At 54.8% G+C, this 13,790-nt stretch carries 12 protein-coding genes; all 12 read left to right on the top strand.

All coding sequences use genetic code 11. The features are described from left to right. Positions 1 to 10 precede the first annotated feature (10 nt). The 12 genes from ACFFSY_RS33445 to ACFFSY_RS33390 all read left to right on the top strand — a co-directional run bounded on the left by ACFFSY_RS33445 (position 11) and on the right by ACFFSY_RS33390 (position 13,616). Complete coding sequence (locus ACFFSY_RS33445) at positions 11 to 1,627, top strand: response regulator transcription factor (RefSeq protein WP_377502677.1); 1,617 nt, start codon at positions 11 to 13, stop codon at positions 1,625 to 1,627. A 201-nt stretch (positions 1,628 to 1,828) separates the two neighbouring features. Beyond that, positions 1,829 to 2,791 carry an ABC transporter permease gene (locus ACFFSY_RS33440; RefSeq protein WP_377502833.1) on the top strand — a complete coding sequence of 321 codons (963 nt, stop codon included), beginning with the start codon at positions 1,829 to 1,831 and terminating at the stop codon, positions 2,789 to 2,791. A gap of 24 nt (positions 2,792 to 2,815) precedes the next feature. Further along, the gene (locus ACFFSY_RS33435) at positions 2,816 to 3,700 is read left to right on the top strand and encodes a carbohydrate ABC transporter permease (protein ID WP_377502831.1); all 885 of its coding nucleotides are present in this window, start codon (positions 2,816 to 2,818) and stop codon (positions 3,698 to 3,700) included. A gap of 108 nt (positions 3,701 to 3,808) precedes the next feature. Beyond that, positions 3,809 to 5,392 (top strand): ABC transporter substrate-binding protein, encoded by a 1,584-nt coding sequence (locus ACFFSY_RS33430; protein WP_377502675.1) that lies wholly within the window; start codon positions 3,809 to 3,811, stop codon positions 5,390 to 5,392. A gap of 44 nt (positions 5,393 to 5,436) precedes the next feature. Further along, positions 5,437 to 6,306: a sugar phosphate isomerase/epimerase family protein gene (locus tag ACFFSY_RS33425; protein WP_377502673.1), complete on the top strand. Its 870-nt coding sequence runs from the start codon at positions 5,437 to 5,439 to the stop codon at positions 6,304 to 6,306. Positions 6,307 to 6,421: 115 nt separating this feature from the next. After that, a complete protein-coding gene (locus ACFFSY_RS33420; RefSeq protein WP_377502829.1) occupies positions 6,422 to 7,456 on the top strand; it encodes a Gfo/Idh/MocA family protein in 1,035 nt (344 codons plus the stop codon). A 315-nt stretch (positions 7,457 to 7,771) separates the two neighbouring features. Further along, positions 7,772 to 8,707 carry a 1-phosphofructokinase gene (pfkB, locus tag ACFFSY_RS33415; RefSeq protein WP_377502671.1) on the top strand — a complete coding sequence of 312 codons (936 nt, stop codon included), beginning with the start codon at positions 7,772 to 7,774 and terminating at the stop codon, positions 8,705 to 8,707. A gap of 39 nt (positions 8,708 to 8,746) precedes the next feature. Next, complete coding sequence (locus ACFFSY_RS33410) at positions 8,747 to 10,117, top strand: fructose-specific PTS transporter subunit EIIC (protein ID WP_377502669.1); 1,371 nt, start codon at positions 8,747 to 8,749, stop codon at positions 10,115 to 10,117. A 28-nt stretch (positions 10,118 to 10,145) separates the two neighbouring features. Next, positions 10,146 to 10,598 (top strand): PTS sugar transporter subunit IIA, encoded by a 453-nt coding sequence (locus ACFFSY_RS33405; protein ID WP_377502667.1) that lies wholly within the window; start codon positions 10,146 to 10,148, stop codon positions 10,596 to 10,598. A gap of 25 nt (positions 10,599 to 10,623) precedes the next feature. After that, the gene (locus ACFFSY_RS33400; protein ID WP_377502665.1) at positions 10,624 to 10,896 is read left to right on the top strand and encodes an HPr family phosphocarrier protein; all 273 of its coding nucleotides are present in this window, start codon (positions 10,624 to 10,626) and stop codon (positions 10,894 to 10,896) included. Positions 10,897 to 10,932: 36 nt separating this feature from the next. Continuing rightward, positions 10,933 to 12,666, top strand: coding sequence for a phosphoenolpyruvate--protein phosphotransferase (gene ptsP / locus ACFFSY_RS33395; RefSeq protein WP_377502663.1), 1,734 nt, complete (start codon positions 10,933 to 10,935; stop codon positions 12,664 to 12,666). A 164-nt stretch (positions 12,667 to 12,830) separates the two neighbouring features. Further along, positions 12,831 to 13,616, top strand: coding sequence for a DeoR/GlpR family DNA-binding transcription regulator (locus ACFFSY_RS33390; protein ID WP_377502661.1), 786 nt, complete (start codon positions 12,831 to 12,833; stop codon positions 13,614 to 13,616). Positions 13,617 to 13,790 lie beyond the last annotated feature (174 nt).

Here is a 13,790-nt window from a genome sequence, read left to right as displayed (position 1 = left end):
GGGCAACGTATTGCTGCAATTATTGATCGTAGACGATGAGGTGCATGCCGTGCGCGGAATCCGGGCGGGGGTGCAGTGGGAAGAGCTCGGATTCTCCGGCATTCACGAGGCGTATAATATCCGGCAAGCGAAGGAAATTTTCTCCGCGCACAAGATCGATATTCTCATCTGCGACATTGAGATGCCCGAAGGCGACGGTTTTCAGCTGTTGGCATGGGTCAATGAGCATTCGCCGGAGACCGAATCCCTCTTCTTGACCTGTCACGCCGATTTCAAATACGCGCAGCAAGCGATTCAACTGGGCAGCTTGGATTATATGCTCAAGCCGGTCCGGTTCACAGAATTAGAAAGAACGGTTCGCAAAGCTATCGGCAAGGTGCAGAAGGAAAAGGAAAAGCAGCAATTCGCGGAAACGTACAAGCGTTATTACCACTTGTGGGAAATGCACCATCCGATATTTATTGAACGATTCTGGCAGGATTTGCTTCACAGGTCCATCCCGTCCCGAAAGGATCACATTCAGGAGCTGCTCGCCAAGCAAAAAATTCCTTACGACGATACGATGCGTTTTCTGATGGTCATGATCAGCGTGCAGAGGTGGCATAAAGAGCTGACGCTTCGCGAAGAAAAAATCATGGAATATGCCCTGCGCAACTCGCTAGAGGAGCTCTCTACGGTCAAGAGAAACGATGGGCTGCTGGTTCAGGTCAAAAGCGGAGCGCTGCTTGCGATTCTGAACGTGCGAGACTTCAAAAGCGCCACCGGTTATGACGAGCTGGCCGGTGATTTGCGAGCCTATATCGACGCCTGCAACCGATACTTCTTCTGCGACTTGTGCTGTTATGTCGGCATGCCGACTCCGCTGGAAGACATGTTATCCATGTACGAATCGGTAACCGTCATGGAAACCCAGAACGTGACCCGATCGAACGAGGTTTTGCTCATGAGCAAGCTGCGGCGGGGCAGCGACAGGATTCCGCTGCCGACGATGGACGGCTGGGCCAAGCTGCTAAGGCTTGGGTGCAAAAGAGAATTGCGGGAGGAAGTCACGCGTTATTTGGATGGGATCAAAAAGGTGGAGGGGCTGGATGCCAAGCTGCTTCGCGGCTTCTATGAGGATTTTCTGCAAATGATTCACCACGTTCTTCAAGATAAAGGGCTTCGCGCGCATCAAGTGTTCTCCGAAATGCTGCTATCCAAACAAGCGCAGGGGATTACCCGTTCTGTCGACGATCTCGCCCTATGGGTGAACACGCTGATTGACGTGGTGGTCGGCCATTTGCATGCTGCCCAGGAGAGCCAGCCGGTCGCCTTGAAAGTGAAGGGCTATATTGCGGCGCACTTGAATGAAGATCTATCGCGCGAAGATATCGCAGGCTACGTCAACTTGAATCCGGACTACTTGACTCGGATCTTCAAGAAAGAGACGGGGCTTACGATTTCGGAGTATGTGCTCCAGGAAAGGATCAATAGCGCCAAAGAGATGCTGGTGAAGACGGACCGTCCGATTACCGATATCGCCTACGAGGTCGGGTATAACAACTACTCGTATTTCTCGAAGATGTTCAAGAAAGCAACGGGGTATAATCCGCAGGATTATCGAAAGTCGAATCAGCTGGTGCTCTAATATTGCGCTTACGCCGCTCCATCGTCAATCTATGGTCTGCCCGCAACGCTTAGGGGGAAACAACAGACCAAGACGGGGGGCTTTTTTATTGGAGAAAGTCGGAATTGTTCAACTTGGAAGTCGGTCTGAAGCCTAGTTCAAGCAAAGGCCCGAAAATATAATTGGATTAGATCGAACGAGAGGAGATGTACGGTGGAGACCATGACGAACGTGGCTGCGAAGGAGAACGCGGCGGCAATACCGAACGCGAAAGTGAAATGGAAAAAGTGGAGTCGATTCACCCCCTTGTTTCTCATGGTCATACCCGGCGTGATCTATTTATTCATCAACAACTACTTGCCGATGTTTGGCCTGATCATCGCCTTTAAGGACATCAACTTTTCGAAAGGGATTCTGGCCAGCGATTGGATCGGGTTCAAAAATTTCGAGTATTTGTTCAAGACGTCCGACGCCTGGCTCATTACCCGCAATACGATTTTGTACAACATGGCCTTCATTATCATAAATTTGGTTATCGCGATCGGCGTCGCGATTTTGCTGAACGAAATCAAGAAGAAGTTCTTTGCCCGCTTCTATCAAAGCGTGATCCTGATTCCTTATCTGATCTCGATGGTTATCGTCGGCTACCTCGTACTTGCCTTGCTCAGCGGCGAGAACGGGTTCATCAACAAGCAGGTGCTCCCTGCGTTCGGCCTCGAGCCCATCACCTGGTACAGCGAGCCGAAGTATTGGCCATTCATCTTAACGGTCGTGAATATATGGAAAAACGTCGGTTATCTGTGCGTCATCTATTTGGCGGCGATCATCGGCATCGATCCCGAGTACTACGAGGCCGCCACCATTGACGGCGCGAGCAAATGGCAGCAGATCAAGAGCATCACGATTCCGCTCATCGCCCCGGTCATTACGATTATGACGCTGCTTGCGATCGGCCGTATTTTCTACTCCGATTTCGGGTTGTTCTATCAGGTTCCGCTGGATACGGGCGCGCTGCAGCCCACGACGAACGTCATCGATACGTACGTGTACCGGGCGCTTCTGAACTTGGGCGATATCGGCATGTCCTCGGCAGCAGGGTTATATCAATCCGTTGTAGGCTTTCTGCTTGTTCTCGTATCGAACTATGTGGTGAGCCGACGAGACCGCGACAATGCGTTGTTCTAGGAGGGATTTCAATTGAAGCCGACGATGAAGCAGCAGTTGTTTCAGTGGGGTGTCCATCTCTTCTTCTTCTTGCTGGTATGTATGTGCATCTTGCCGTTCGTTCTGCTCGTAACCGCATCCTTTACCGACGAAATGGCGATTCTGAAGGACGGGTATTCGTTCTTCCCCAGCAAGGTGAGTTTGGAAGCCTACCAATTTCTATGGAATGATGCCGCCAATATTTCCCGCGCCTACGGCCTCACGATTCTCGTAACCGTGGTGGGCACCTTCGCGGGGTTGTCGATATCGGCCATGCTGTCCTATCCGATGTCCAGGAAGGATATGCCGTTTCGCAAACAGCTTTCCTTCTATGTGTTCTTCACCATGCTGTTCAACGGCGGGCTGGTTCCTACCTACCTCATCTACACCCAAGTGTTCGATATCAAAAACACCCTCATCGCGTTAATCATACCGGGGCTGCTTACCAATGGCTTCTATATCCTCATCATGCGGACGTTCTTCATGAACTCCATTCCGGTACAGGTCATCGAGTCCGCTTCGATCGACGGGGCGGGGGAGTTCAAAATCTTCTATCGCATCGTGCTTCCGCTGTCGCTTCCGATTCTGGCGACGATCGGCATGATGCAAACCATCGGGTATTGGAACGATTGGTTCAACGGACTGATCTACATCACCGACAGCAAGCTGTTCAGCCTGCAGAACCTGCTGAACCGGATTCTGCTGAACGCGCAATTCCTGCAAAGCAATGCCAATATGGCATCGACGGATGTCGCGCAGTCGGCTAATATTCCGATGGAGTCGATCCGAATGGCAATGGCGGTCATCGGCGTCGTTCCTTTGCTCTGCGCGTACCCGTTTTTCCAAAAGTATTTCGTCAAAGGGCTTGTCATTGGCGCGGTCAAAGGGTAGGGCCACATCCGGCCAATCGGCCGGTTAGCATAGGAGCACCAACGTTCATGAGCGGCGTGGCGCGAGTGAAGTCCGGCGAATTCGAAAAAACGTTCAGGGGGTTGTGAGATGAAAGCGAAGTTCAAACGGTCTTCATCGGTATTGGCGGTACCATTGGCGCTTACCCTTCTGCTTGCTGCCTGCAGCGGCAATGCCAATGGAGGGAATAACGGCGCAGGGGATAACGGTGGGGGGAGTAACGGCGGCAATAAGGCGGCAGTTACCGACACGGCGAACAAGAGCGGGAATGAATCCTCAAAGCTGGATCCTTATGAACTAACGGTCGCTTACTGGAATATTGGCAATACGAAGGATTTGGCGGCGGTCGCGGCTGAAGTGAACAAACTGACGCAGGCCAAGATCAACACGACCATCAAATTCATGCCGATCGATATCGGGGCTTGGCAGCAGCAAATGAACCTGATGCTAGCAGGCAACGAGAAGCTGGACCTGCTCGTCACCTCAACGGGTCTTAGCTACGGCACGCAAGCGGCGAAAGGCCAGCTGCTTCCGCTCGACGATCTGCTGGAGGAATACGGCCCGGATATTAAAACCGTCGTAGGTCCGGATATTCTGAAAGCGGCAACGACAAGCGGCAAGATCTACGGGGTGCCAAGCGTACGCGACTGGGCGGCTGATTATGGCGTTCTGATGCGCAAGGATCTGGTGGACAAGTACAAGATCGATTTGAGTACGATCAAAACGTATGCGGATTTGGATGCCGTCTTCAATGTAATTAAAGAAAAAGAACCGATGATGGCGGCGATTCTGCCGGAAGGAACGAGCGGTTCCATCATCTCATCCATTACGCCAGGGCTTGTCGATCCGCTCAATGACGAGAACGGCGTATTGCCCGGCTTCGATAATGGTCTCAAGGTTGTCAACTGGTACGAGTCCGAGCAGTATGCGGATCTGGTGAACATGGTCCGCAAGTGGTATATGGCGGGCTATATTCCCAAAGACATTTCAACCAATCAGACCCCTTCGGAGCAACTGGTCAAAGCGGGCAAAGCGTTCTCCTTCGTCGTACATATGAAGCCAGGCTATGAGAACAAAGAATCCATCATGACCGGCACGCCGATGGTTGCGGTCAGGCTTCTGCCTCCGGTCGCGACGACGTCTTCGATTTCCAACGTCATGTTCAGCATTGCCAAAAACTCGGGGAATCCGGAAAGAGCGATGATGTTCCTGAACCTCTTGTACTCGGACAAAGACTTGGTCAATTTGATCGATTACGGGATCGAAGGCAAGCATTATGTCAAAAAGACGGATGGGATCATCGGCTATCCGAGCGGCGTGGATTCTTCCAATGCGACGTATGCGCCGACGCACGGCTGGATGTGGGGCAACCAATTCCTCTCGCACGTATGGGACGGAGACGACCCGAATGTGTGGAAGCTGCAGGATGAGTTCAACAAATCGGCGAAGAAATCGAAGGCCATGGGATTCAGCTTCACAGTCGATCCGGTCAAGACGGAAGCTGCCGCCGTTCAAGGCGTCAAAGAGCAGTATAAGATCGGGCTGGAGACCGGCACGTTGGATCCTGCCAAATATTTGCCGGAATTCATCAGTAAACTGAAGTCGGCCGGCATCGAGAAAATGATCGCCGAGAAGCAAAAGCAGCTGGATGAGTGGGCGAAAAGCAATCAATAAGCAATCCGTAAGCGAATCATGATTCCAAAGAGGAGTGGTACGGAATGAGCATGCTAGCCGGTATCAATGTATACTCCGTTCATGAACAGTTGGGAGCCGATTATTTCGGCACCTTGGAGAAGCTTGCGGAAGCGGGTTATGAGAACCTGGAGCTGATTAGTTTTAATATGCGGAAAGGAACGCGCCTGCGGGATGATTATCCCGCGGAAGCGGTCCACGGCAAGCTGCAGCAGCTGGGACTCCGGGCGATCGCCGTCCATGAAGGGCCAAGTCCGGGTCAGGGCTTACTCGACCATGATTGGGATGAAGTCATGACGTACTATGAAACCTTGGGCTGCGAATCGATCGTACTGCCGTCGGTGTGGGTGCAAGACCGGGAGAGCACGCTGCGATTGTCCGAGCAGCTGGGCATCCTCGGAAGACGGCTGCAAGATGGCGGCTTCAACCTATATGTCCATAATCATGCCCATGAATTTAGACCGGACGGCGATGCGACGCTGTTCGACCTGCTTGCGGACAATACCGATCCGGCCAGCCTGAAATTCGAAATCGACATGGTGTGGGTCATCCGGGCAGGGCTTGATCCGATCGCCGTGCTCGAGAAGTTCGGCGGCCGCTGCGATATGGTCCATCAGAAGGATCTGAACAAGCAGCTGGCCGGTCCGGCCAATCTCTTCGAAGCGATCCGGCAACATGGAGACGAAGCGCTGCCGATCTTCGAAGCGTACCGCAAATATATAGCCGAGACGGACTTCGTCGATCTCGGAACAGGACAATTCGACTTCGCATCCGCCTATGAACGGATTAAAGCGATGGGGCATGTCCGCTACGCGCTGGTCGAGAATGAGGGCAAGTCGGCCGACAAGTTCGGCAGTATCCGGAATGACTTGAACGTACTTCGGCAGTACCTGTAAGAAGAGACCTTCATTCGAGACCAAATTCGTAAACCGAGGAGCGTGGATGATTGTGACGAACGACAAGTTGAAAGTCGGCATTATCGGGTGCGGCGGCATCGCCTTCCAGAAACATATGCCGTCGCTTGCGAATAACGCGGAGCTGGCGGAGATGGTCGCCTTTTGCGATATCGTTCCGGAGAAAGCAGCTAAGGCGGCACAAGAATTCGGCTCGGAAAACGCGGCTGTGTACACGGATTACCGGGAACTGCTGAAGGAGGAGTCCATCGACGTCGTTCATGTGTTGACGCCGAATCTGCAGCACTCGTTTATTACGGTCGATGCCCTGGAAGCGGGCAAACACGTCATGTGCGAGAAGCCGATGGCGATCAATTCGGCGGAAGCCCGCAACATGCTCGATGCGGCGAAGCGGACCGGGAAGAAATTGACGATCGGTTATCAAAACCGGTTTAACGACGACTCCCAAACGATGTTTCGGGCATGCCGGGAAGGCGCGCTTGGCGAAGTTTACATGGCCAAAGCCCATGCGGTTCGCAGGCGAGCGGTTCCGACATGGGGTGTATTTGCCGACAAGGAGCAGCAGGGTGGCGGATGCTTGATCGATATCGGCACGCATGCGCTTGACCTTGCGCTATGGTTCATGGACAACTACAAGCCGGTATCGGTGTCGGGATCGGTATACTACAAGTTGAAAGATAAACCGGAAGGCAACATGTTCGGTCCTTGGGATCCGGAGACGTTCAACGTGGAGGACTCGGCGTTCGGACTGATCAAGATGGAGAATGGCGCAACCATTTTCCTGGAAAGCGCTTGGGCGCTCAACACGACCGACGTGAAGGAAGCGAAAGCTTCGCTCTACGGTACGGCTGGCGGGGCGGAGATGAAGCAGACCGCGGATTATAAGGGTGAAGTCGTATTCAACAGCGTACAGTTCGGCAAGCTCGCCGAGATGAAACCGATGGCCGGACCTGGCATCGCTTACTTCGGACCGAAAGGCGACGATCCGGGCACAAGAGAAGCCAAGCAGTGGCTGGAGTGTATTATTCATGACACCGATCCGCTTGTCTTGCCTGAACAGGCTTATGCGGTAACGCAAATCTTGGAGGCAATCTACCAATCCGCCGAGACCGGCAAAGAGATTTACTTGTGAAGGATGCCTGCCATATTACGGCATTGTAGAAGTCCGGCCATCCCCTGAACTCGTCCGGGACAGTCGAATGAAGAAGCGGATAGGATAGCGATCGCGGAAAACTCCGCGGTCGCTTTTTTTGTGATCGATTGTGATCAGATATGGTAATCGAGAAATTCCACGGTGATTATATGTGAACTAAAATGACCGTATTCGCTTGAAATTTTATTATGTAAACGCTTTACAAACAAAAAACGGTCATATATAATCAAAAACATCAAGTATTATCCAGTAATGAGCAAAACTAATCATTCAATACGAAAAGGAAAGACGCCTATGAAGCAAATCGTGACTGTAACCTTGAATCCCGCAATCGACAAGACGATTACGGTGGACCGTCTTACCGTCGCGGGACTCAACCGAATCAAGCATGTTCGCATGGATCCGGGCGGCAAGGGAATCAACGTGGCCAAGGTGCTGGTTCAATTCGGGGCATCCGCGGTCGCTTGGGGATTCCAGGCAGGCGTGGAAGGCCGCGTCCTCATGCAGATGCTGGATGACTTGAACATCCATTCCCGGTTTTTTCAGACGGCGGGCAACGTCAGGACGAATTTGAAAGTCGTGGATGAAGCGACGAAGCAGACGACCGAGCTGAATGAGATCGGGCAGCAGCCGAGCGACTCGGTCGTACAGGACTTTATCCGGGCGTTCGAAGCCGAGATGAAGGCGACCTCGCTGCTCGTGCTGGGAGGAAGCTTGCCGCCGGGCTTGCCGCAGGACTTCTATCGCACCCTGATTGTAATTGCGGGGAAGTATGGGGTTCGCACCATTCTGGATGCAGATGGCGAAGCGCTTGCTGCTGGGATCGAAGCAAGGCCTTTCGCGATCAAACCGAATTTGCAAGAGCTGGAGGCCTTAGTAGGGAAGCGGCTCCCGACCGACGAAGCGATCGTGCATGCGGCTCGGAGTATCCATGCGCAAGGCATCCCATGCGTCGTGGTCTCGATGGGCGCGGAGGGAGCGATCGTCGCGATGCGGGAAGGGACTTTCCGAGCCCGGCCGTTCCCGATTACACCGATAAGCACGGTGGGAGCCGGTGATTCGATGGTCGCCGCGATGGCACACTGTTTAGCGGAGGGGATGCCGGTCGAGGAGATGGTCCGTTGGATGACGGCGGCAGGCTCCATTACGGCATCCAAACCCGGCACTGAAGTGTGTACGCTTACGGAGGTGAGCTTGAAGCTGGATGCGGTTGAAGTCACTCATCTGTAACGCCAGGTTATTATCATCATTCCTTAGGGGGAAATCACGGTGAAGAAGATATTGGCAGTTACCGCTTGTCCGACGGGCGTCGCCCACACCTACATGGCGGCTGAGTCCCTGCTCAAGACGGCTAGAGAAAGACAGATTGAGCTGAAAGTGGAGACTCGCGGAGCCGTAGGCGTCGAGAATGAATTAAGCGAGCAGGAGATTGCCGAAGCGCATGCGATCATCGTCGCGGCGGATACCGACGTCCTCGAATCCCGATTCGCCGGCAAGCCCGTCGTACGCGTCGGCGTCGCGCAGGCGATCCGCAATCCGGGCGGATTGCTCGATGAGGCGCTTGCGAAGGAAGCCGCGTCGCCCGCCGACTTCCGGGAACAGGTCGCCAAGTCCAAAGAGGCGCGAAGCAAAGGCCGCAGCGGATTCTACAAGCATTTGATGACCGGCGTGTCGGCCATGCTGCCCCTCGTTGTCGCGGGCGGATTGCTGATCGCGCTGTCCTTTACCTTTGGCATCAAGGCCTTCGAGGTGGAAGGGACGCTGGCAGCCGCGCTGATGAAAATCGGCGGCGGGGCGGCATTCGCGCTGATGGTGCCGATTCTGGCCGGATTCATCGCCTTCTCGATCGCGGAGAAACCGGGACTTGCGCCAGGATTAATCGGGGGCATGCTCGCATCCCAACTGGGGGCTGGTTTCCTTGGCGGCATTCTGGCAGGCTTCCTCGCAGGATACACGGCTTATTATTTGAAGAAGTGGATTAAGCTGCCGCGCAATTTCGAGGGGCTGAAGCCGATTCTGATCATTCCGCTGCTTGCCTCGGCGATCACGGGCTTACTGATGATCTACGTCATCGGCGAGCCGGTCAAATACATTATGGATAGCTTAGCCCAGTGGCTGACGTCCATCGGTCAGACGAATGCGGCGCTGCTCGGCCTGCTGCTTGGCGCCATGATGGCTTTCGATATGGGAGGCCCGGTCAACAAGGCAGCCTATACGTTCGCCGTGGGACTACTTGCCAGTCAAGTGTACGGCCCGATGGCGGCCGTTATGGCTGCCGGGATGACGCCGCCGCTCGGCTTGTGGCTTGGCACCTTGATTGCTTCGAAGAAGTTCACGCAAGAGGAGAAGGACGCCGGGAAGTCGGCTTTCGTCCTTGGCATCTCGTTCATCACGGAAGGCGCGATTCCGTTCGCCGCTAGCGACCCGCTTCGCATTATTCCATCGATCGTAACGGGGTCAGCCGTAACCGGCGCGCTCGCGATGGCCTTTAATACCGCCTTGCAAGCTCCGCACGGAGGCATCTTCGTTCTCGCAATCCCTCACGCCGTCACTCATGTCGGCTTGTACGCCTTGTCCATTGCCATCGGCACGGTTGTAACCGCGTTCATGCTGAAAATTTTGAAGAAACCGTTGGTATAATTTATAACCTTTGGGAGGACGATTACCTATGAATATAAAAGAATTGCTTCACGAACGTTCCATCTTGATTCCATTGGCTGCAAGCGACAAAGCTTCCGTTATGGAGGAGCTTGCGGGAGCGCTCGCCGCAAGCGGGGCTGTCCATGACCAGTCGGCCTACATGGCTGCATTGAACGCCCGGGAGGCGACGAGTTCGACGGGAATCGGCTTCCAGGTGGCGATTCCGCACGGCAAATCCGCCGGCGTCGCGAAGCCTGCGCTTGCCTTCGCCAAGCTCGCGAATCCGGTTGACTGGGATTCGCTGGATGGGCAGCCGGTGTCGTCCGTATTCATGATTGCGGTGCCGGAGGCAGCGGCGGGCAATGAGCATTTGCAGATTTTGATCGCGATTTCGCGCAAGCTGATCGACGAGCAATTCCGCGAGCGGTTGCTTGCGGTCGAGGATTCGAGCGAGCTGATCGATTTGTTGAGCGCGATTTGAATAGGAAGAAACGGAGGACATCACGATGGTTACACGCGATATGATCATTCATAACGAGAGCGGCTTCCATATCCGCCCTGCGCAGTTGTTCACGGAGACGGCGGGAAGGTACGTCTCGAACGTTACGGTTACCGTGAAGGGGACTGCGATAACCGTAGACGGCAAGAGCATTCTGGGGCTGATGACGCTTGGACTGTCCAAGGGAGCCGAAATTACGATCGCGGCCAGCGGTCCGGATGAGGAGGCCGCGCTGCAAGCGCTGAAGGAGCTGGCGGATAGCGGGTTCGGAGAAAGCTAGCAGGCGGCATGGCGCTTTAAGGAGGAGAAACGTGCAATGACTGGGGAAATGGTATATCGGGGAATCGGCGTGTCGCAAGGCGCGCGGGTCGGCAGAGCTTACGTCTACACGCCGGTACGCATCGAGGATGCGCAGAGGCTGAGGACCGATGAGCACGAAGCGGAGCTTGCGCGGCTTCGCGCAGCCAAACAGCGCAGCCTGGAGGATCTGGAGCAATTGGTTCAGCACGCGGCAAGCACGCTGGGCGAAGAGAAGGCGGTTATTCTGAAAGGGCAGATCAGCATGCTGAACGACCCGTCCTTCTACCCGCCGATGGAGAAAGCCATCGTGCATGAACATTGGGCGGCGGAGACGGCGGTCAGTGAGGTTGTCACCAAGACGGCGGCGGTATTCGAGCGAATGGCGAGCGAGTACATGCAGGAGCGCGCAGCCGATGTGCGGGATATCGGCAGCAGGCTGCTGCTTCATATTAAAGGCGGCGGCGGCCGGCTGAGCGACATCCGGGAGGAAGTCATTCTGGTCGCGGATGATCTGACTCCCTCGGATACGGTGCAGCTGGACCGGAGACTCGTGCGCGGGTTTGTCACCCGTACCGGCGGGCAGACCTCGCATACCGCGATATTGGCCAATTCGCTTGGAATCGCAGCCGTGCTCGGCGCCGGCGTCGCCGTTGACGAGATCCGGACCGGCGATCTGCTTGCCCTGGACGGGGCAACCGGCGAGATCGTCATCCATCCGGGCGAGATGACCCTCGAGAGCTACTTGGCGGCGATCACAAGACAAGAAGAAGACCAGCTTGGTTTGACGTCATTCGCTTCTCGCCCGGCGATCACGTCCGACGGGCACCGCTACGAAATCGCGGCGAACATCGGAACGCCCGAGGAAGCGCGGGGACTGGTCGAACAAGGCGCGGAGGCCATCGGGTTGTACCGTACCGAGTTTCTCTTCATGAGCCGGAGCCAGATGCCCGATGAGCATTCCCAATACGAGGCATACCGCGCAGCGGTGGAGGCAATGGCGGGACGTCCCGTCGTTATCCGTACGCTCGATATCGGAGGCGACAAAGAGCTTCCTTATCTGGATTTGCCCAAAGAGATGAATCCGTTCCTCGGCTACCGGGCGATACGCCTATGCCTGGATGAACGCCAGCTTCTTCTTACGCAGCTGCGCGCGATCTTGCGGGCAAGCGCCCATGGACCCGTCAAGATTATGTTCCCGATGATTTCCGGCTTGCAAGAGTGGCAGGCCGCCCGAGCGCTTGTCGCCGAGGCGCGCCATCAGCTTGAGCAAGAAGGGGTGCAAGTATCGGATCGGGTGGAGATCGGCATCATGGTGGAGATTCCGTCTGCCGCGCTGATGGCGGACCGTTTTGCGCGAGAGGTCGATTTCTTCAGCATTGGCACGAACGATCTCGTTCAGTACACGCTCGCGGTCGACCGGATGAACGAGAAGGTTGCCGATCTGTACGATTATTTCCATCCCGCAGTTCTCCAATTGATTCGACGCGTCATCGAGGCTTCGGAAGCGCACGGCAAGTGGACGGGGATGTGCGGCAGCATGGCCGGCGATCCGTTGGCGGCTCCGCTGCTCGTCGGCCTTGGTCTGCACGAGTGGAGCATGTCGGCTTCGGCGATGAATCGCGTGAAGCGGGTCATTACGCAGGTAAGCCGCGATGCATGCCGAGCGCTTGCGGATCAAGTGCTCGATCTTGGCACGGCATCGGAGGTTCGAGCGGCGCTTCAAGATTTTGCGGACCGCATAGGGAAATAAACAGATTGCAGACATCATGGCGAAGACACCTGTGCGCGAGAGGTGTCTTTTGTCCATATGCGATCGGCAAACGCTTGTCAACCTGCTATCCGGGCGCTAGACTATAGGCGTAAACCATACGCTTCAACAGCCTTGTCACAAAAGCTGCACAGGAGATGACCTTTATGTACGAAGTGGAACGCAAACGCCGCATTTTGGAGCTGCTCAAGGAACATCAGCGCGTGGACGTGCAGGGACTCAATCAGATTCTCCAGGTTTCGGATTCGACCATTCGCAGAGATCTGAAGGAGCTCGAAGACCAGAATCTGCTCAAACGCACGCATGGAGGAGCCGTCCCGCTGCAGAACGTGAATTTCGAACCGACCTTCATGGAGAAAGAGATCAACAACAGCGAACGGAAGCGCATGATTGCCAAAATGGCGGTCGAACAGATTCACGAGAATGATGTCATCCTGCTCGATTCGGGAACGACGATGCTCTACCTCGCGATGGAATTAAAGCGCTTTCGGAAGCTGACGGTCATCACCAATGGCATTCCAATCGCCCAAGAGCTTGAATCGGCCGACGGGATCGACCTTATTCTCGTTGGCGGCTCGCTGCGCAAAGGCATTCTGTCGTTGGTGGGACCGTTCGCCGAGCAAATCCTGAATCAGCTGCATGTCGATAAGGCGTTCATCGGCACGAATGCCATTCATCCGGATGAAGGGCTCAGCACGCCGAACGTAGATGAAGCGAGCATTAAGCGCAAAATGATCGCATGCGCGAACAAGACGATCCTGCTGGCCGATTCGTCCAAGGTCGGCGATGTGCATCTCGTCAAGTTTGCATCGATGAAGGACATCGATTTGTTGATAACCGATGATCAAGCACCGGATGAGCGTCTCAAGGAGATCGAGGATAAAGGTGTAGAAGTCCAGGTTGTGGACATGGAAAGAGGGAGGAAATCCTAGTGTTCGACAGTGCGGCTTTACTAGCGGTCTCATTCATTGCGTAATCGTATCTATCATGGAGAGGGGGAATGCCCAGAGGGAAAATGCAAGAAGAATGGGTTCGGTAGAAAGGGATGAGGTCTGCAAGCAATCGGTCTTCACAAAGGGAAACGAGTGTAAACAACGGCTACCCCA

The organism is Paenibacillus aurantiacus (assembly GCF_042431225.1).
Lineage (GTDB): Bacteria > Bacillota > Bacilli > Paenibacillales > Paenibacillaceae > Paenibacillus_Z > Paenibacillus_Z aurantiacus.
The sequence above is the reverse complement of the archived record's forward strand: the minus strand, read 5'-3'. Positions and strand labels throughout refer to the sequence as shown.

What these genes read in the sequence shown, in the direction of transcription:
- ACFFSY_RS33440 (WP_377502833.1), top strand. Translation starts at nt 1,829, where the DNA reads ATGACGAACGTGGCTGCGAAGGAGAACGCGGCGGCAATACCGAACGCG.
- ACFFSY_RS33435 (WP_377502831.1), top strand. Translation starts at nt 2,816, where the DNA reads ATGAAGCAGCAGTTGTTTCAGTGGGGTGTCCATCTCTTCTTCTTCTTG.
- ACFFSY_RS33430 (WP_377502675.1), top strand. Translation starts at nt 3,809, where the DNA reads ATGAAAGCGAAGTTCAAACGGTCTTCATCGGTATTGGCGGTACCATTG.
- ACFFSY_RS33425 (WP_377502673.1), top strand. Translation starts at nt 5,437, where the DNA reads ATGAGCATGCTAGCCGGTATCAATGTATACTCCGTTCATGAACAGTTG.
- ACFFSY_RS33420 (WP_377502829.1), top strand. Translation starts at nt 6,422, where the DNA reads ATGCCGTCGCTTGCGAATAACGCGGAGCTGGCGGAGATGGTCGCCTTT.
- pfkB (WP_377502671.1), top strand. Translation starts at nt 7,772, where the DNA reads ATGAAGCAAATCGTGACTGTAACCTTGAATCCCGCAATCGACAAGACG.
- ACFFSY_RS33405 (WP_377502667.1), top strand. Translation starts at nt 10,146, where the DNA reads ATGAATATAAAAGAATTGCTTCACGAACGTTCCATCTTGATTCCATTG.
- ACFFSY_RS33400 (WP_377502665.1), top strand. Translation starts at nt 10,624, where the DNA reads ATGGTTACACGCGATATGATCATTCATAACGAGAGCGGCTTCCATATC.
- ptsP (WP_377502663.1), top strand. Translation starts at nt 10,933, where the DNA reads ATGACTGGGGAAATGGTATATCGGGGAATCGGCGTGTCGCAAGGCGCG.
- ACFFSY_RS33390 (WP_377502661.1), top strand. Translation starts at nt 12,831, where the DNA reads ATGTACGAAGTGGAACGCAAACGCCGCATTTTGGAGCTGCTCAAGGAA.